Annotated in this window: 18 protein-coding genes; 8 read left to right on the plus strand and 10 right to left on the minus strand. The window is 58.2% G+C overall.

The window, feature by feature from the left end; all coding sequences use genetic code 11:
• Nucleotides 1–76: 76 nt before the first annotated feature.
• Together rpsT and HMPREF2857_RS08675 are read right to left on the minus strand one after the other, a co-directional pair.
• Nucleotides 77–343, minus strand: a complete 267-nt coding sequence (rpsT, locus tag HMPREF2857_RS08670) for a 30S ribosomal protein S20 (protein ID WP_016422323.1) — start codon at nucleotides 341–343, stop codon at nucleotides 77–79.
• 271 nt (nucleotides 344–614) lie between these two features.
• Nucleotides 615–1,229 (minus strand): type II toxin-antitoxin system PemK/MazF family toxin, encoded by a 615-nt coding sequence (locus HMPREF2857_RS08675; protein ID WP_070643684.1) that lies wholly within the window; start codon nucleotides 1,227–1,229, stop codon nucleotides 615–617.
• Between the two features lie 162 nt (nucleotides 1,230–1,391).
• On the opposite strand from HMPREF2857_RS08675, the gene lepA reads away from it, so the two are divergent.
• From lepA to HMPREF2857_RS08700, 6 genes are all read left to right on the plus strand, one after another.
• On the plus strand, nucleotides 1,392–3,239 hold the full coding sequence (gene lepA / locus HMPREF2857_RS08680) for a translation elongation factor 4 (RefSeq protein ID WP_070643687.1): 1,848 nt from the start codon (nucleotides 1,392–1,394) through the stop codon (nucleotides 3,237–3,239).
• Nucleotides 3,240–3,251: 12 nt separating this feature from the next.
• Nucleotides 3,252–3,515 carry a nucleoside triphosphate pyrophosphohydrolase family protein gene (locus HMPREF2857_RS11330; RefSeq protein WP_246819683.1) on the plus strand — a complete coding sequence of 88 codons (264 nt, stop codon included), beginning with the start codon at nucleotides 3,252–3,254 and terminating at the stop codon, nucleotides 3,513–3,515.
• Entirely contained in the window at nucleotides 3,476–4,267 is a 792-nt protein-coding gene (locus HMPREF2857_RS08685; protein WP_246819682.1) for an ankyrin repeat domain-containing protein, read from the plus strand. Before HMPREF2857_RS11330 ends, HMPREF2857_RS08685 begins: the two co-directional genes overlap by 40 nt.
• Nucleotides 4,268–4,358: 91 nt before the next feature.
• Nucleotides 4,359–5,942, plus strand: coding sequence for a cation:proton antiporter family protein (locus tag HMPREF2857_RS08690; RefSeq protein WP_070429489.1), 1,584 nt, complete (start codon nucleotides 4,359–4,361; stop codon nucleotides 5,940–5,942).
• A 77-nt stretch (nucleotides 5,943–6,019) separates the two neighbouring features.
• A complete protein-coding gene (locus HMPREF2857_RS08695; protein WP_070643690.1) occupies nucleotides 6,020–6,592 on the plus strand; it encodes a histidine phosphatase family protein in 573 nt (190 codons plus the stop codon).
• Between the two features lie 63 nt (nucleotides 6,593–6,655).
• Nucleotides 6,656–7,621 carry an ADP-ribosylglycohydrolase family protein gene (locus HMPREF2857_RS08700; protein ID WP_070643692.1) on the plus strand — a complete coding sequence of 322 codons (966 nt, stop codon included), beginning with the start codon at nucleotides 6,656–6,658 and terminating at the stop codon, nucleotides 7,619–7,621.
• A gap of 16 nt (nucleotides 7,622–7,637) precedes the next feature.
• On the opposite strand, the gene HMPREF2857_RS08705 is transcribed toward HMPREF2857_RS08700, so the two are convergent.
• A complete protein-coding gene (locus HMPREF2857_RS08705; RefSeq protein ID WP_083310547.1) occupies nucleotides 7,638–9,437 on the minus strand; it encodes a BCCT family transporter in 1,800 nt (599 codons plus the stop codon).
• Between the two features lie 197 nt (nucleotides 9,438–9,634).
• Nucleotides 9,635–10,720 (minus strand): lipoate--protein ligase family protein, encoded by a 1,086-nt coding sequence (locus HMPREF2857_RS08710; protein ID WP_070643698.1) that lies wholly within the window; start codon nucleotides 10,718–10,720, stop codon nucleotides 9,635–9,637.
• An 8-nt stretch (nucleotides 10,721–10,728) separates the two neighbouring features.
• Between HMPREF2857_RS08710 and HMPREF2857_RS08715 the strand changes: the two genes are divergently transcribed.
• Entirely contained in the window at nucleotides 10,729–11,373 is a 645-nt protein-coding gene (locus HMPREF2857_RS08715) for a cation efflux transmembrane domain-containing protein (RefSeq protein WP_070643701.1), read from the plus strand.
• A 58-nt stretch (nucleotides 11,374–11,431) separates the two neighbouring features.
• On the opposite strand, the gene nagB is transcribed toward HMPREF2857_RS08715, so the two are convergent.
• The 5 genes from nagB to HMPREF2857_RS08740 form a co-directional block, all read right to left on the minus strand.
• Nucleotides 11,432–12,217, minus strand: a complete 786-nt coding sequence (gene nagB, locus HMPREF2857_RS08720) for a glucosamine-6-phosphate deaminase (RefSeq protein ID WP_070643705.1) — start codon at nucleotides 12,215–12,217, stop codon at nucleotides 11,432–11,434.
• 161 nt (nucleotides 12,218–12,378) lie between these two features.
• Entirely contained in the window at nucleotides 12,379–12,690 is a 312-nt protein-coding gene (locus tag HMPREF2857_RS08725; RefSeq protein WP_070643708.1) for a hypothetical protein, read from the minus strand.
• 81 nt (nucleotides 12,691–12,771) lie between these two features.
• The gene (locus tag HMPREF2857_RS08730; protein ID WP_049193606.1) at nucleotides 12,772–13,086 is read right to left on the minus strand and encodes a cupin domain-containing protein; all 315 of its coding nucleotides are present in this window, start codon (nucleotides 13,084–13,086) and stop codon (nucleotides 12,772–12,774) included.
• Nucleotides 13,087–13,151: 65 nt separating this feature from the next.
• Nucleotides 13,152–13,940 carry a MerR family transcriptional regulator gene (locus HMPREF2857_RS08735; protein WP_070595779.1) on the minus strand — a complete coding sequence of 263 codons (789 nt, stop codon included), beginning with the start codon at nucleotides 13,938–13,940 and terminating at the stop codon, nucleotides 13,152–13,154.
• A 115-nt stretch (nucleotides 13,941–14,055) separates the two neighbouring features.
• Nucleotides 14,056–15,816 carry an ABC-ATPase domain-containing protein gene (locus HMPREF2857_RS08740; protein WP_070643710.1) on the minus strand — a complete coding sequence of 587 codons (1,761 nt, stop codon included), beginning with the start codon at nucleotides 15,814–15,816 and terminating at the stop codon, nucleotides 14,056–14,058.
• Between the two features lie 142 nt (nucleotides 15,817–15,958).
• Here HMPREF2857_RS08740 and HMPREF2857_RS08745 point away from each other — a divergent pair, with 142 nt between their 5' ends.
• Nucleotides 15,959–17,278 carry an MFS transporter gene (locus HMPREF2857_RS08745; protein ID WP_246819674.1) on the plus strand — a complete coding sequence of 440 codons (1,320 nt, stop codon included), beginning with the start codon at nucleotides 15,959–15,961 and terminating at the stop codon, nucleotides 17,276–17,278.
• Here the strand turns inward: HMPREF2857_RS08745 and HMPREF2857_RS08750 are convergent.
• Complete coding sequence (locus HMPREF2857_RS08750; RefSeq protein WP_070643713.1) at nucleotides 17,275–18,315, minus strand: NADP-dependent oxidoreductase; 1,041 nt, start codon at nucleotides 18,313–18,315, stop codon at nucleotides 17,275–17,277. The genes HMPREF2857_RS08745 and HMPREF2857_RS08750 overlap by 4 nt on opposite strands.
• Nucleotides 18,316–18,317 lie beyond the last annotated feature (2 nt).

The raw sequence follows: 18,317 nt of genomic DNA on the forward strand, positions 1-18,317 counted from the left end.
TGAAATCGGAAAATAGCAGGAAGCGGTTAATTTCACGGCACAAGCGCCACAAGAACGGCACAGCGCCAAAAGGGAATTAGCCCTCCAGCTTGTTGAAAGCCTTAGCCATACCGGACTTCTTGTTAGCCGCAGTGTTGCGGTGGAAGACGCCCTTGGTGACAGCCTTGTCCAGCTTGCGGGAAGCAACGCGCAGCTGAGCCTCAGCAGCAGCCTTGTCGCCAGCCTCAACAGCAGCCTGGAACTTGCGGATCTCGGTGCGGACTGCAGAGCGGATAGCCTGGTTACGCAGGCGAGCCTTCTCGTTGGTCTTGTTGCGCTTGATCTGGGACTTGATGTTTGCCATCGTGAATACCTCTTGTATCCGTAGTAGTTGGAATTGCTACCGCCCGCCACCAAGAAAAGTCCTGATCACAGTACAAATTTTGGCTCGAATCCCTGCCGTTCAAACTAATTAACCAGCGGGATAAAACCATGCACTGCGCTTATACGGCGATGAAAACGCGAACCCAAGGTCCTGCCCGCGCTCGCCGCAAAGGAACGCAACGGTAAACAACTTGCAGAATCTTAGCAAACAGCGCTGCCTAATACCAGCCGCTGCCTAATTCCAGCTGCGGCTAATTCCAGCCGTAGTCCCCGCGCAGCCGGGCGGCGATGAGCTCAAAGCGCCTACGGGGCATCATCGCACCTGCGCGGCGAATACCCGATTCTGGGATGAGCAAGATACGGTCCATGCGAACCCACGATGGCTTGGGGTCTTCATTCCAGAACCCACTGCCGATAAATAGCCACTCCGGATGCTCACTGTGCTCGCTGCGGGTGGAAATCAGCATGCCCAATAGGTACTGGTCATGGCGCCCAACCACGACCACAGCGCGCTCGCGCAGGGCAGCATTTTCACCTTCGAGCTGCAGCGGAATCCATACCACTTCGCCGGGGTCGGCCTGACCATCCATGTCGGGGCTGTAGACGATTGTACGGGCCAGCTCCGCGGTCGGACGCGCGATGGTCACCGAATCTCGCAGTCGAAGTAGGGCCTCCTTGGACTCGTCGGAAAGCGAGGTGTCCTGGGCGAGTCCTAGCTGCATGTTGAGCTTAAACAGCGCCTCGTCGAGTGTGTCGGGGCCACGGAACCACTCGGTACCGGCGAAAAGACGCGCGCTGATGCGATTACGCAGGCGGCGTGGCCAGCTTTCGCGTTCATTTTGATCGGTGGACGAAGTGGAGCTCATGGAATCTAAGTCTAGAGGTTTAGTGCGGAGGGAATCGATAGGTAAGATTGTGCGTGATTGTATTTAAGCCCGGCTGGTCGGTTTTCGAGGCCGGCGCATATGGGTCGGCCAACGCCGCGCCCCAATGCCCATAACGTCTTTATTTTTCGGAGTAGACCCAACGTGACCAAGAATTTTGCGGAGCAGACTTTTACGGACCCCTCACGGATTCGAAATTTCTGCATTATTGCGCACATTGACCACGGTAAGTCCACCCTGGCGGACCGAATTCTGCAGCTCTCGGGCGTTGTTGAAGCACGCGATATGCGCGATCAGTACCTCGACAACATGGATATTGAGCGCGAGCGCGGCATCACCATTAAGGCTCAGAACGTGCGCCTGCCGTGGGTTCCGCGCACCGGCGAGCACGCGGGCGAAGAGATTGTCCTGCATCTGATTGATACGCCTGGTCACGTCGACTTCACCTACGAAGTCTCGCGTGCGCTAGAGGCGTGTGAAGGCGCGATTCTGCTTGTCGACGCTGCTCAGGGCATCGAAGCGCAGACGCTGGCCAACCTGTACCTGGCCATGGAAAACGACCTGGAGATCATTCCGGTTCTGAACAAGATTGACCTGCCGGCCGCGGATCCGGATAAGTACGCGGAGGAAATCGCGCACATCATCGGCTGTGAGCCGGAGGATGTCATGCGTGTGTCGGGCAAGACCGGTGAGGGCGTTGCGGAAATGCTCGACCGAGTCTGTGAGCTCGTCCCGGCACCGGTCGGCGATCCGGAGGCACCTGCTCGTGCGCTGATTTTTGACTCGGTCTACGACACCTACCGTGGTGTGGTCACGTACATCCGTGTTGTTGATGGGCAGCTCAAGCCGCGTGAAGTCATTCAGATGATGTCCACCGGAACTAAGCACGAGCTGTTGGAAATCGGCATCGTCTCGCCGCAGCCGAAGAAGTGTAAGGGCCTCGGCGTCGGCGAGGTCGGTTACCTCATCACCGGTGTGAAGGACGTCCGTCAGTCCAAGGTCGGTGACACCGTCACGCTGAACGCCACACCGGCGGAGGAGCCGCTGGAAGGCTACGCAGAGCCAAAGCCGATGGTCTACTCCGGTCTGTTCCCAATCTCTCAGCAGGACTATCCTGACCTGCGTGATGCGTTGGAAAAGCTCCAGCTTAACGACGCTTCGTTGACATTCGAACCTGAGACTTCGGTGGCCCTCGGATTCGGTTTCCGCGGGGGCTTCCTGGGCCTGTTGCACATGGAGATCACCCGCGCCCGACTGGAGCGCGAGTTCGACCTGGATCTCATTTCGACGGCCCCGAACGTTGTCTACCGCGTGGTCACTGAGGATGGCACCGAGGTCACTGTTCACAATCCGAGTGACTGGCCGGAGGGGAAGCTCCGCGAGATTTACGAGCCGATGGTTAAGTGCACCATCGTCGTGCCAAGCGAGTTCGTTGGCCCCACCATGGAGCTGTGCCAGCAGAAGCGCGGCGAAATGGGTGGTATGGACTACCTGTCTGAGGACCGCGTGGAACTGCGCTACAAGATGCCGCTGGGCGAGATTATCTTCGACTTCTTCGACATGCTGAAGTCCCGCACCAGGGGTTATGCTTCGCTGAACTACGAAGATGCCGGCGAGCAGATTGCCGACCTGGTCAAGGTGGACATCCTCCTGCAGGGCGAGGCCGTCGATGCATTCTCCGCTATCGTCCACCGCGATAACGCGCAGTGGTACGGCAACAAGATGACCAAGAAGCTGCGCGAGCTAATTCCTCGCCAGCAGTTCGAAGTCCCAGTTCAGGCTGCAATCGGTTCGAAGATTATCGCCCGCGAGAACATCCGTGCACTGCGCAAGGACGTCCTTGCTAAGTGCTACGGCGGTGACATCTCCCGTAAGCGCAAGCTGTTGGAGAAGCAGAAGGCCGGTAAGAAGCGCATGAAGAACATCGGTTCGGTCTCGGTGCCGCAGGAGGCATTCGTGGCTGCGCTGTCCACTGACGAGGGCAGTAAGTAAAGGGGAAACTGCATGCCACGGAAGCGGAAGAAACTGGTCGAAGATTTCGAAGAACTGCTCGAAGCCGGTGACCTGGATGCGCTGAAGGCCGTCTATGACACATGCGCTCTCGACGCAGTCTTTGGCTACAGCAAGGACACTGCACTAGCGCTCCGTGGCACCCCGCCAGAGCTCATGCGCGGCTCGTTGATCAGGGGCTCGACGTCAACGCCGAGAACCGGTTCGGTAAGACCGCGCTGGCAGAGCATGCCAATCGGGGCGACATCGACAGGATGAAAGTCCTGCTCGAAGGCGGTGCGGACACTGAAGCTGGTAAGTATCCTCCGCTTTTTATGGCAGCGAAGAGCCATCAGCCCAAGGCCATTGCGTTGCTGTTGGAAAATGGCGCTGACCTTCACCGCGAGAACCGCCTCGGTCACGGCCGGACAGCGTTCAAAGAGGCCGTCGCTACCGCCGATATCGATTCCCTCAGTCGAGTCCTAGCGAGTATCGAGGTGCTCCTGGACGCGGGTTCGGAAATCGACGACGAAGCTCGCGAAGAGTTCACTAAGTTCGGTCGCCGCTACAACCGCCTGTCAGACAAGCAGCGCGACAAGTACCAGCCAGTCATGGATCGACTATATGAGCGCATCGGTGCTGACCGCCCGCAGGAAATCACGCCTCACGACGGCCACAGCGACATTATTGTCCCCGCAGACAAGTCGATCAACGGCCAGTTCCGATACCTCTGGAACTACCTGGTGCCGGGTGGTGGCCCAGCCGCGACTGTGCAGGGCGAAGTTATCCGCATCGTGGGCCGGCTCGGGTACGAAGCGCTGGAGATGGGCTACGTCAACTGGGACGAAGACTATGCCAAGATGATCGACTTCTGGCTGGAGACGGTTGGGGCCGCCGAGGATGCCATGGCCGTCGTAAAGCAGCGCAAAGCTGGTGAGGCGGACATTGATGCGCTGACGGAGGCGACAATCGAGTGGGTTACAGAGCACCCGCAGCCGATTGCGTTGGGCGAGGTCCCGTACCGGCGCTAACTCCCAAGAAGCTAACCCCGGTTTGGTGTTAAAAATCTGTTAATGGTTAGCCACTGCATCAATCGGTAGTGTCAGCTGATATCTTTGATGGGTGGAATCCGTATACCTAACAGCAATACTGTTTTCGATTATCGGCGGACTCGGTGCGTCGTTGCTTCGGCTGCCGCCGCTGATTGGTTTCCTTGGGGCCGGTTTTGCCGTTCATGCAATGGGGCTTGAGGAAATCCCGTTCATTGATTCGCTGGCCGAGCTTGGTGTTACCACCTTGCTGTTCACAATCGGTCTGAAGCTAAATCCGAAGGATATCGTGGCGCCACGAGTGGTCTTTTCGGGGCTTGGCCACGCGTTTTTAAACACGGTAGTTTTTGCCGTGCTGTTCGGTGTCGCCAGTTTCTTGCCGCTGCGTGAGCTCACGGGACTGTCGGTGACCGCGCTAATTTACATCGGCATCGCGACTTCATTTTCGTCGACGGTGTTTGTGATGAGCCACTTGGAGGAGCAGAACCGCGGTGCTTCGGCCATCGGACGTATCGCGATTGGTGTACTCATTCTGCAGGACATCATTGCGGTCGGCGTGCTGGTGGCATCGTCGGGTAAGACCCCGGAGCTGTGGGCGCTGGCGCTGCCACTATTGTTCTTCATTCGCCCGCTGGCGGCGCGGCTTCCCAACCGCATGTTCCGCACTGAGCTGCTGGTTCTCACCGGTATTGGTATTGCAGTGGCTTCTTACTCGGCTTTCGAACTGGCAGGGCTCTCTGGCTCGCTGGGGTCCCTGGTCGCCGGTATTCTGCTGTCTTCGCACCCAATTTCTGACCGTCTGTCGGAAGCACTGATTAGTATTCGTGAGCTACTGCTGGTCGCGTTCTTTATCGAGATTGGTCTCGGTGGTCTGCCAAGCGCGGGCGGCTACGTCATCGCTGCGATTATGGTGCTGTTCCTGGTGCTCAAGGCCACTATCTTCATCTGGATTCTCAAGCGCATGGGACTGTCGCTGCGCACGAGTGCGCTGGCGGGGCTGACGTTGAGTAACTACTCGGAGTTCGGCCTAATTGTGATGGCGGCGGCGACGCAACAGGACATTCTGCCGGAAGAATGGACCTCGATTATGGCAGTCGCCGTGGCGGGTAGCTTCATTGCCAGCTCGCTGATGGCCCCGCACGAAGACAAGATTGTCAGCTTCCTGCAGAAGTTCGTCCCAGAAACCCCAGAGGACCGCCTGGTGCCAGAAGAGGCAAAGGTCATTATTGATAGCGCCGATGCTCTCATCATGGGTATGGGGCGAGTCGGCGTTGGTGTCTACGGCAGGTTGGTCAACGAGTACGGCATGAACGTCTTCGGTGTTGATTTCGACGAGGATCGCATCGAAGAGCTGCGCGAGCAGGGCTACCAGGTCATCCCAGGCGATGTGACAGACCCAGAGCTCTGGCACCACATCGAGCTGGAGAAGAAACCAGCGCTGTACGTGTTGGCGCTGTCTGAGCACGCTGAGACCTACGCGATGATTCAGAACATCCGTAAGCAGGACACCGAAGCCGTGGTTGCTACCACCACTAAGGTGCAGAGGTTTAAGGATCAGCTTCTCAACGTTGGTGCCGACATGGCCGTCTACCTCTACGACGGTGCTGGCGAGGAGCTCGCCGACCGTGCAGTGGAGACGCTTAAGCAGCGGTCGTAGCCGGATCCGTGACCCCGTGATGGGCTAGCAGGGCTGCCGCGGCTAACCGCACTTTCAGATAAGCCTAGGCTGGAACTATGACTGATTTATATCTCGTGCGGCACGGCGAAACTGAGTGGTCGCGCACTGGACAGCACACATCGGTAACTGATCTTCCTCTGACTGACAACGGTCGGGAAGAAGCCGAGGCCCTGAACGGCTGGCTGGATCCGAAGGACTTTGGGCTAGTGCTGGCATCACCCCGCCAGCGTGCCCAAGAGACCGCTCGATTGGCAGGATTCCACGACTTCGAAGTCGAAGAGGATCTCGCGGAATGGTTCTACGGCGACTACGAGGGGATTACCTCGAAGGAAGTGCAAAAGACTGTTCCTGACTGGCAGATTTGGACTCACGGTGTGCCCAATGGCGAAACCGCGGAAGAAGTCCGTGAGCGCGTTGAACGTGTAGTCAAAAGGGTTCGTGAATCGGGTGAAGACAAGGCGATTTTGTTCGCCCACGGTCACTCGCTGCGTGCGCTCACAACGGCTTGGTTGGAACTGCCCATTGAACTGGGCCAGTCCTTCCCCTTGAATACCGCATCCCTGTCCGTGCTTGGTCGCTACCATGACCGGCCTGCGGTTCTGCGCTGGAATCTCTCGCGGGGGCTGTAGCGGCGTTGTAGCAGGTCCTCGGTAAAATCGCCGACACCATTCAAGCTCTGTAGGAGACACTCCGTGATTCACAATTCCGATGCTTTCGCCCGCGTCCTCGACCGTGCCCGCGGTGTGCTCTATGGCCAGGTCATTGGCGATAATCTCGGGGCGCTGGTGGAGTTTTGCAGTGCTGAGGAGATTGCACAGCGCTACCCACACGGTGTTCGCGAACTTGCCGATGGCGGCACCCACAATATCGCCGCTGGTCAGCCCACCGATGACTCCGAGATGGCGCTGGCACTGGCACGCTCACTGGTGCGCTGCGAAGGCTACGATGCCACCGACGTTCGTGAGTCCTATGTGCGCTGGGCGAATTCCGATGCTTTCGATATCGGGGACGCTACGACGGCGGCGCTGTTACGACGCGCGCCGAACCCGAATTCCCAGGCCAACGGCGCGCTCATGCGCATTTCACCGCTGGCTATCGCATACTGGCGCAACCCCGCACACGCGGGCGAACTCGCACGCAAGGACGCCGCCATCACCCACCCACACCCGGTGTGCATCGACGCCAACTCACGTTACGCATCCGCGCTTGCCGACGTCATCAGCGGTGGCCTCCACCAGCCGCGCCGCGGCATTGGCGTGGGGGCACTGATGGAGTGGCTGGCCTCCCAGAGCGCGCAGTGGGAGGCCGATTGGCAGGCCAGCGGTGCGGTGTTGGACAGCGGGGAGCCGGATTTTTCTGTGCATCAGGGCTGGCTACGCTTTGCGTTGTGGGCACTGCATAAAGAACTGCGGCGGGTAGAAGACAAAACCACAACCTTTGAGGAATCGTTGGTCCGAGTCATTGGCCGTGGTGGCGACACCGACACCAACGCGGCGATTGTTGGTGCTTTTCTCGGTGGCGTCTTTGGTGCCTCTGCTATTCCACAGCGGTGGCGGGATGTTATTGATTCCTGCTCGCCGAAGCGAAACCGGCCTGCGGAGTACCACCCGAATGATGTGGCACAGTTGGCGGAGAAGCTGGCGGTCATGAGGAACTAGTTAGATAGTGCACTAACTAATGGGTAGACGTATCGTTTGATGGCTTACCGTTTGATGATTTCTCTACCTCATCGTGGGAATCCGCCGCCTCAGCCATCTCGTTGGTCTGGTGATACCACTCGGTCAGCTGCTCCATACCGGATTCGACTCCCGCGGAGGAGCCGACACCCTGATCCTTGTCAGTGCGTTCAACAGAGAGCTCGAAGTCATCGCCGTACTCTTCCAGGCCGCGTTTGACTGCGTTGCGCACCGCGGTCTTGGCGAAGGTGGTGCGGATTGCCTGCGGGTCGGTGCTGAGGTCTTTAACGAAGGATATGAGCAGCGCGATAATAATCACCGCAAATGGCATTGCCGTCAAGATTGTCAGTGACTGCAGGCCAGACAGGGCATCCTCGCCGCCGGTGAGAAGCATGACCACGGCGATGCCCATCATGAGAACGCCGAAGAAAACGACAATCAGCTTATTCGGCTCCGGATCGCCCTTGGAGGCCATCGTGCCCATCACCACCGATGCCGAGTCGGCAGAGGTGATGAAGAAGATCGCCAGAATCACAATCACCAGGGCAGAGACGACACCGCTAAACGGCAGCTCGCCAATCAGGTTGTAGAGCACCTGCTGGGAAGAGGCAGAGCCGTCAAAGCCGGGGATGTTGTTGCGGGCGAAGTCGATAGCGGTGCCGCCGAAAATAGAGAATGCGAGCATCAGCACAAAGGACGGCACGATGATGGTCACCAAAATGAACTCACGAATCGTGCGGCCACGGGAAATACGGGCAATAAACATGCCCACGAAGGGAGCCCAGGCAATCCACCAAGCCCAGTAGAACATTGTCCACGCAGCCTGGAAGTCCAGAGTTTCCTGGCCCCACGACAACGAGCGGGAGGACATATCCAGGAAGTTATCCAGGTAACTCAAAATGCTCGATGGCAGAAGGTTAATCAGGAACAGGGTCGGTCCTGCGACAAAGACGAAGAAAAGTGACAAGAAGGTCAGCATGATGTTGGTATTCGACAAAATGCGAATGCCCTTCGACACGCCAGAGACCGCCGAGATAATAAAGCCAACGCTTAAGACCACAATGACGACAAGAAGTACCGCCATCGAGGGAGTAAATCCGGCGAGCGTTGAAATGCCCTCGCCAATCTGCAGCGTGGCAATACCCAGCGAGGCAGCAGTACCGAACAACGTCGCCACAATCGCCAAAATGTCAATAGTGCGACCAATGGGCCCATCAGTGCGTTTCAAAATTGGCGTGAAAAGCGAAGAAATCAAGCTGGCGCGGCCACGGCGGTACGTCGAGTAGGCAAGTGCGCCACCGACCAGTGCATACAGCGCCCACGGTGAGAAACCCCAGTGGAAGTTTGCCTGGGCGACCGCTCGGTGCAGCGCTTCCTCAGTGTGTGCCTCCACCGTCAGCGGCGGCGGTGAGTGGTAGAACGCCAACGGTTCAGATGGGCCGAAGAAGTAAATACCGACACCGATACCTGCGGCGAACATCATGGCTACCCAGGAAAAACGGGAGTATTCCGGTTCCTCGTCATCCTTGCCCAATTTGATATTGCCGTAGCGGGACATAGCAATACCCAACATCACAATGACACAGATAACCATGGTGACGTTGAAGAGCCAGCCGAAGTTTTCCAGGCCCCACGACAGCGCGGCCGAAGAAACCGAGGAGACTGTTTCGGGGCTGGTGATACCCCAAATGACAAAGGCGATAATCAACACCGCGTTGACGCCGAAAACCAGCTTGTCCAGTCCGAACTTGTATTTCAGCTCTTCGACGCTGAATCCAGGCACCAGTCCTGGGTGCATATTGGCAGGGTAGAGACCGATTGCGCGTTTAGTGCGCAGTGCACGGGCTCTATCCAGCGTTTCGTCAAGAGGGCTTAGTTTCTTCTTCGGGCCATGTTGTTCCGCGTCATCCACGCTGGATCTCCTTGGTTTACTCGTTTTGTCTAGTTAACCCTCTTTCCCGAAGATTTTCTTCATTTAGATAAATCACGTGGACGCTACGGAACTCGGTGAGTCCAGCCCTCCGTGCCGTATTTGGTGTCAATAAGATGCTGCGCCGCAGCGAAGTCCTCGTCGGAAAGCGATACCTCGGCGGCGCCGTAGCGGTTGATGAATGTCTGCTTCATCGCGTCAATGACTTCGGCGCGGCTGGCACCCGTCTGGCGGCGGAGCGGATCGACGCGCTTCTTTGCGCTGCGCAAGCCCTTGTCGGCAATCTTGGCCTTGCCAATGCGCAGGACTTCCATCATCTTGTCAGCGTCGATGTCGTAGCTCATGGTGACGTGGTGGAGCACCGTCGAACCACGGCGCTTCTGCGCGGCACCACCAATCTTGCCGCCATCGGAGGTGATGTCATTGATGGGGACGTACCACGCATTGACGCCGAGCTGCGCGAGTGCAGCGATGACCCAGCGGTCGAGGAATTCGTAGGATTCGACGTAGCTAAGGCCAGCGACCAGCTTCTCTGGCACATAGAGCGAGTAGGTGACGCAGTTGCCGCCCTCCATGAACATCGCGCCACCGCCGGAGAGACGACGCACCACCTGTACGTCGTGCTTCTCTACGCCCTCGGGTTCGAGTTCATTGACGTAGGACTGGTAGGAACCGATCACGGTGGCACGGTCTTCCCAATCCCAGAACCGCAGAGTTGGACCACGTTGACCAGAATTGACCTGGTCAAGGAGGACTTCGTCGAGGGCAACATTCAGCACCGTTGGCAGGACACCCGGCTGCAAAACCTCCCACTCCAAATCGGTGAAGTCGACAGCCTGCGTCAGTGCGCGGCGAACGACCTGCGCAATAACGTGGGTATCAAAGCCGTGCAGTCGCACCTCGCGGCCGGATTGATCCTCAAAATCCTTTAGCGCCGCATCGAGGCGAGCCTGCAGGCGCTCCGTGTTGTCCTCGGCAGGTGCACCGAGGAGAGCGTCATTAATGATGTCGTAGGCTTCATCGGGTTCGAGGAAAAAGTCGCCCGAAATGCTTATCGACGAAATAGTGTCACCTGTGGTCTCGCAGTCGGCGACAACCAATTTGCCGCCGGGAACCTTCATCTCTGAGTGGAATTTCTGTGCGGAGGTCATAGGTTTCGATGGTACTCGCGGCGGGCGTTACGATATCCCCCGTGTTTACCTCATCGACTTTGGATCACCGCGCCCGCAAAATTGTCGCGTGGGTAGCGGGCTTGAATCTTCTCGGCTTCTTCATTGAACTAGTTGTTGCCTCAGTTATTGGCTCCGCAGCCCTGTTTGCTGACGCTGCGGACTTTCTTGAAGATTTCCTCATCAACCTGCTGGTTCTCACCGCATTGGGTTGGTCGCTAGCAAGCCGTCGTAAAGCAAGCTTCGGCCTCGCCGGATTGATCCTGATTCCGGCGATCGCGGCGTTCGGCACCGCCATTTGGAAGATGATCAGCGGTGAGCCGCCGGAGCCGCTCACGCTGTCGGTGACGGCAATTATCGCGATGGTCATCAACCTGGTCTGTGCGATTTTGCTGATGAACCTGCGCAAGGCCGACAGTGCGCTCATGCGCGGCGCGTGGTTGGCGGCGCGTAACGACGTCCTGGCGAACCTGCTCATTCTCGCCGCCGGAGTGGTCACCATTTTCTGGTTCAGCGCATGGCCGGACATCGTCGTGGGACTTGTCATCGGCGTCATTAATCTCACGGCCGCGAAGGAAGTTTACGAGCAGGCGCGTGCCGAAGACCCGGAGCTGGAGATGGATGATGACGACTAGCGCTGGCTAGTCCGGGGGTGGGAGCGAAGGTTGGGAAGGGGCCGGGGAGGGCCGGGGCCTACTTCCACATATCCTTTTGCCACTGCGGCTTATGAGCGTAGGTGAACTCGTAGTATTCCTTGTTCTTCAGCTCACTGGCTGCAGCCTGGTCAATCACAACCGTGGCCCGTGGGTGCAGCTGCAATACGGACGCGGGCATTGACGCGCTCAGTGGGCCCTCGATGGAAGCGGCAATAGCGTGCGCCTTTGCAAAACCTGTGGCCAGCAGCAGGAGGTGCCCCGCACGTGAAATGGTGCCAAGCCCCTGGGTGACCACGTGGTACGGCACGTCTTCTGCAGAGTCGAAGAACCGGGCGTTATCCAGCACGGTCTGCGGGTGCAGCGTCTTAATGCGAGTCAGAGAGCCAAAAGAGCTGGCGGGCTCGTTAAAACCAACATGCCCATTGGTGCCGATGCCCAGCAACTGAATGTCAATGCCGCCGGCCTCGATAATCTTTCGCTCGTAATCCTCGCAGGCCGCGCCGATATCGTCCGCGAGGCCATCGGGAATATGGACCCTCGCCGGGTCAACATCCACGTGATCGGAAAACTCATTGTGAATCACGTGGTAGTAGCTCTGCTCATGCTCGATCGGCAGGCCCACGTACTCGTCGAGTGCGAAGAAACTGCAGTCTTTGAAGGTGACTTCACCAGCCCGATGGCGACGAATCAGTTCCCGATACGTCGCAAGCGGGGTCGATCCTGTTGCTACACCGAGGTTTCCACCTTTGTTGGCGTAGTGAGCGAGGTAGTCCGAAGCGATGCTCGCGATTTCGGCCTCAGAATCGACGATGATGATTTCCATGGTGGAACACTCCTGAAAACGAGGGCTCGTGGCAGAAATTGCAAAAGGTGCGAGACAGAGTACCAGTGACTCCACAACGCTAAGCGCTATAGCCCTATTCAGATGAGGTTAATCTGCCATGGGCTTAGACCTGTAATTGAGCCCTGTTGTTCCTGCGTAGGCTACTTCACCCAGAAGTTGCCGTTTTCATCCTTGTAGATGATGTCGCCAGCCTGAGCGACCTGGGTGTCGTTAACCTGAAGCTCAACCAAATCCAGCGTTTCGACGATTGGTTCAATGTAGACGCCACCGTTAAACCAAACCTTGAAAGCATCTGCTGAAGTCGAAGAACCGGAGAAACGGTGTTCTTCATACTTGTGCACTGGTGCAAAGGGGCAACCAATAGCCTGTGCGACAGCTGGAGAGGCAGCAACAGCGCCCAGCACAGTAGCGGCACCGATGGCGACAGCGGCGATAGAGCGAGAGAATTTCATGGTTAATTCCTTCCCGAGTCGGGGGTATGACGGAGTTATGGGGATGCCGAAGTGTGCACTGTCGGCTGCTGTTGCTGTGGGCTAGACTGAGCCTTCTTTTTCAATGACAAGCATGCGCGCCTCGCCCTGCGGGTGCGCGACATGTTCGTCGCCGGCTTCTGCGAAACAGATAGTGCCAGGCGTTAATGTGCGTACGCATTCCTCTCCCGCATCGCGGTAGTGCATATCGACGGCTCCGTCGACAACCACAAAGACCTCTTCGCCATCATTGATGTGCCACTTGTATGGCTGATCGCTCCAGTGGAGCCGAACGCTTGTGGCTCCAGTCATAGTGACCACATCCAGTGCGCCCCACGGGCGATCAGCGGTGAAGTCTGCGGCTTCGATGAATTTCATGAGGCAATTCTATGCCGATTCAGTCCCGGATGGGAAGGCCGGGCTGAACGGCTGCTTCCCTGTATTTACCGCCACTCGGCAGTTGCCGGGTCAATGCCTTCCTTACGGGCCTGAGCTTCAATCAGCTCCAGCAGGTAGCCAGCATTGCCGCGGTAGTACCGATCAAACCGGGAATCAGCGACGTACATGCGAGCCAACAGAATCTGCTTTTCTCGACCAGCCTCGTAGAAGCGAGTAATAGAGGCCAAGTGACGGTCAACTAGCTCGGCCGCCTCAGCGGAACCGGGCTCGACGTGGCGCTCGGCGGCGTCGGCAAGCGCATCGGCGAAATCCTTAGCCTCTGCTTCAAGCTCGGCCCAGTCGCTGTCCTTCATCTTTTCCTGAGCCTGCTGAGACTGCTCCCACTCAGTAGTGTCGCCCCAGCGCTCCTCAGCTTCGGCTTCGAGTTTCTGCCAGTCACGGCCCAAAAGCTCTGCCTTCGTCTTTGCTTCCATCGTGTGTCCTTCCTCAATCAGTTTGTCCAAAGACTGCACCATGTGGTGCAGGTCAGCGATCTTCTCGGTGAGAACAGTTCGCTGTGCGAGCAAACGATCTTTTCGACTTCTCGGGGAGGAATCGCCGTGGATAAACTCCTCGATAGTCTTCAACGGCACACCAGCGGCGCGGTAGACCAGAATCTCCAGCGCGGTGTCGATGTCCTCGTCGGTGTAGAGGCGGTAGTCGGACCACGTGCGATACTGCGGGCTGAGTAGTCCGATGGCATCCCAATGCCTCAGCGTGCGCGTGGTAACGCCCAGGAGCTCGGCTGCCTCGCCGATGGTGTACTCGTTGTCGTTGTTGCTCACGGGAATCATCTTTCTGTTTGACGCCGCGTCAAGGTCAAGACCTGACGCCGAAATCCGTCGAGGAAGTTAGCTGGGGCATCCGCAGGGGAGGGAGCGGGGCCGGGGTCCGCCAATCTTCGAGGCTCTACCGCAAGAGCCGAAGTCTGTTGATTGCCGCCGCAACCTCCTGGAAACGCGGTTCCGCGAGATGACCAGAGTTGGTGGACGCAGCTGTCGCATCGAAGAGCGAATGACAAAAGTTGTCGTATTCGCGCTGGATCAGCTCGGTGAGGTCAGTACGCCCATCGAGCTGCTTGACGACGGCCCCCAGAATCCGGGCAATGGCTTCTGTTTGGGAGGAATCCATCAATTGGCCGACAGCGCGCAAGTCAAGATTGTCCTTGCCCACCTGAATCAGCTCGAGACCACGCGCACGCGGTGGCTTAGGTGGTTTCGAGCCTCGGCCACGACCACCGCGACCACCGCGACCACCGTGTCCACCACGGCCACCGTGACCGCCACGTCCGCGGCTCTCGCCGGCGGGGAAGTCAGCCTGCAGAAAACGCTCACCGATCTGCGCAAAAGCAGGCGAAGGCTCGGCCGGAGTAGCCGATTCGCGGAGCTCACGGGCGCGCTTGGTGACGTCGTAAGGCGTGTACGCATCCATAGCAATCACGGTGTCCGCGACATCGATGAACGCCCCAGAGCCGCCAGCGACGATAACCGTGGAGATTCCGTGGTCCTCCCACAGCTCGCGGACCCGCGCGACCAGTGGAGTGATCGGCTCGCGGTCATCGGGGATGAGACGGCGCATGCGCTCATCGCGAATCATGAAGTTGGTCGCGGAGGTGTCCTCATCGATGAGCAGCACCCGCGCACCGGAACCTAGCGCCTCCATCAGGCCCGCAGCTTGCGACGTCGAGCCGGATGCATTCGCGGTGGAAAATCGAGTCGTGTCATCACCGGAGGGAAGGCCGTTGATAAACGGCGAGATATCCACACCAGTGATGGCCCGGCCGTCCTCGGCACGCAGCGCAACCGCAGTCTCGTCGGCGACTACAAACTCGCGGCCATCGCCAGCGACATGGTTATAAACACCCGTGACCAGGGAAGACAACAACGTGGACTTGCCGTGATAACCGCCACCGACAATCAACGTCACGCCCCGCGGAATACCCATGCCGTGCACGGTTTTGCCCGACGGCAGCTGAAAACTGTGCTGCAGCGATTCCGGTGAGGTAAACGCAGTCGCGCCTGGCTTCGGCAGCTGGCTATTGCCCGCCTGACGAGGCAACACCGCACCGTCTGCCACAAACCCAATCAGGTCCGCGTCCGCCACTGCACGGCGCAAAAAGAGCTGGTCATACTCCAATTCCGCGGCTGCCTCGAGCGCATCGATGGGTGCGTTCACGATGGCGTCGTCAAGCGCGTTCAACAAATCCTCACAGATCACGCGCGCCGCCTCACGCCCGAGAATGCGTCGGCCTCGGGCGGGCAGTTGGATTTCTAGGCTGATCTGCAGGGCATCGTCATGCTTATCGACGTCGTGCGCATCCCCACGGAGCTCAGCGACAGCAGCTCGGCGCAAAACCTGCTGACCTGGGGAATCGATGAACAGCCCGCGACCATACTCCTTCAAAGCGCGCACGAGGCGGCGGTTCAACAAATCGAGCTCCGCCGTGCTGAACCTACCGGGCTGTGACCGGGAGGCGCCGCGATAGTCCAGTACGGACAGCGGAATGTGGACGCGTGCCCGCGATGCCGGGGCGTAGGGGTCGGATTGAACCTTGTCGATAAATAGCGTCGCGTCCAGGTCTGGCAGCTCGTGGGAGCCACGAAGAGATTTGTATGCACCGTAGCTCTTGCCATCGAGGTTGGAGAGACGTCGATAAAGGTCAGCGGGCATATTTCTACTTTCGTTGAAGATGTTAGATGTTCTTCCCGCGAGTGTAGTGGCTGAGGGGACAAGCGCGATTCGGTCTTTGACTGGCCTGGGCAGACAGCCACGTGCGGTAGCGCCGTTGCTACAGGCAGGTAGCGTAAAAGGTATGACTGATAGCTCGGAAGTTGCCAAACCCGCAGGGGAGAACCCAGAGTCGGTGCAAAAATACGCCAGCGCCAACGCCAAGCGCTACGTTTGGGCGCACGGTTTGCAGAATATCGGCGATCAAATCGTTGCGGCAAAGACGCTGTTGCCATGGTTACTTCATTCGGCTGGAGCGCCAGGCTTCTTCATCGCCATGCTTGTGCCGGTGCGTGAGTCTGGTTCGATGCTTCCGCAGGCAGCGCTGACACCGTGGGTGAAATCTCGGTCTCGCCGCACCACCGTCTGGATTGCCGGGGCGTTGGGGCAAGCGGTCGCGGCAGCGCTGATTGGCCTGGCGACGTTGTTCCTCGAAGGTGTGGCGCTTGGTGTCGCAGTCATCCTCGCGCTTGCAGGCTTTGCGACGGCCCGAGCACTGTGCTCAATGGCCTCGAAGGATGTCCAGGGCCGCACGATTCCGAAGGGGCAGCGCGGGCAGATCAGCGGCCGAGCTGCGATGTTGGGTGGTGTCGCCGCAATTATCGTTGGTGCGGTGTTGTGGATCATCCGCGACAACGTAACCAAACCAATCGTGGCAGGGCTCATCTTTGTTGCGGCACTGTCGTGGGTGGCAGCGGTTTTGATTTTCCGCGGAATTGTCGAGCCCACCAATGAAGGTGACAAGGAAGAGCCGAATAAAACCTGGTGGCAGGACACCTGGCGGCTCTTTGCAGAGGATAAAAACTTCCGCGACTTTGTAATCGTTCGAAGCTTGTTGCTGGTCACAGCGCTATCTACGTCGTTCATCGTGACCTTGAGTGCGCAGGTGGGTGCTGATCTGGAAGCTTCAGACGGTAGCGGCGGGGGAGTGAACGCAAACGTCGGCATCTTCATGCTCGCCGCCGGGTTCGCGTCGCTCATTGGCGGAAAAGTCGCCGGAATCTGGTCTGATAAATCCTCGAAGAAGGTCCTGACCTACTCTTCGCTGGTCGGTTCGATTGTGCTTTTCCTGCTGGTCGCCAGTTCACACTGGCTTTCCACCAGCACCAATGCCTGGATATTCCCACTCGGCTTCTTCGCAATGTCGGTCGTCCACGCCGGTGTTCGCGTGGCTCGGTCGACCTATGTCGTTGACATGGCAGAAGGAGACAAGCGCACCGAGTACGTCGGAGCGGCCAACACCATCATGGGCGTTGTCCTGCTCATCGTCGGTGCGTTGTCAGGTGTTATCGCTAGCTTCGGTCCCGCGGCAGCTTTGATCTTCCTGGCGCTGATGGGATTGGTTGGTGTCGCGATGTCCAGCAGGCTGAAGGAAGTCTCGGTTCCGCGCAAGGCAGGTCTTTAGAACTCTACGACCATCTTGCCGGTATTGCCTCCGCTAAACAGCTCGAGGAATGCAGCTGGCATGTTCTCGATACCGTGGCGAGTGGTGACATCGTAAGCGACCTTACCGCTGACGACCAGCGGAGCCATTCGCTCCTGGAATTCACCTGCCAGGTGCAGGTACTTGCCCAATACGAAGCCACGCAGCGTAATGCACTTGCCAATGGCCAGAGCTAGGTTGCGTGGTCCGGTCGGAGCTCCGGTGTTGTTGTACTGGGAGATTGCGCCACACATAGCGACACGGCCAAAGGTGCGCATCGCACCGATGGCTGCCTCAAGATGATCGCCACCGACGTTATCGAAGTAGAAGTCAATGCCCTCTGGAGCTGCCTTTGCCAGCTGCTCTGCAACCGGGCCGTCGTTGTAGTTGAAGGCGGCATCGAAGCCGAGTTCGAGCAGACGCTCAACCTTCTCGTCCGAGCCAGCGGAGCCAATGACACGGGATGCTCCCAACTGCTTGGCGAACTGACCAGCAGCCGAGCCGACCGCACCAGCAGCACCAGAGATAAAGACGACGTCGCCTTCCTTCATCTCTCCGATGGCACTCAGACCAACGTAAGCAGTAAGTCCAGTAAGACCAAGAATGCCCAGGTATGCAGCAGCTGGAGCAACGTTGAGGTCAACCGGAGCTGCTTCGGAATCGGCAATAACAGCGTTGGTCTGCCAGCCGTAAGAGTGGCGGACAGCATCGCCAACCTGGAACTTATCCGACTTAGACGCAAGGACAGTGCCCACAGCACCGCCAGTCATTGGCTGGTCGAGCTGGAATGGTGGGATGTACGACTTGGTGTCGTTCATACGGCCACGCATGTATGGATCGACGGTAGCGACCGAGTTGGCTACCAAAATGTCGCCGTCGTTAAGCTCTGGCAAATCGACAGTCTCGAGGCGGAAATTCTCGTCAGTTGGCAGGCCGGTCGGGCGAGACGCTAAAACCCACTGCTGAGTGGTGGTGGGCAGTTCGGCTGTGGACGAAGCATTAACGGAAGTCACTATCATTC

This window comes from Corynebacterium sp. HMSC076C10, assembly GCF_001812455.1.
Classification (GTDB): Bacteria; Actinomycetota; Actinomycetes; order Mycobacteriales; family Mycobacteriaceae; genus Corynebacterium; species Corynebacterium jeikeium_D.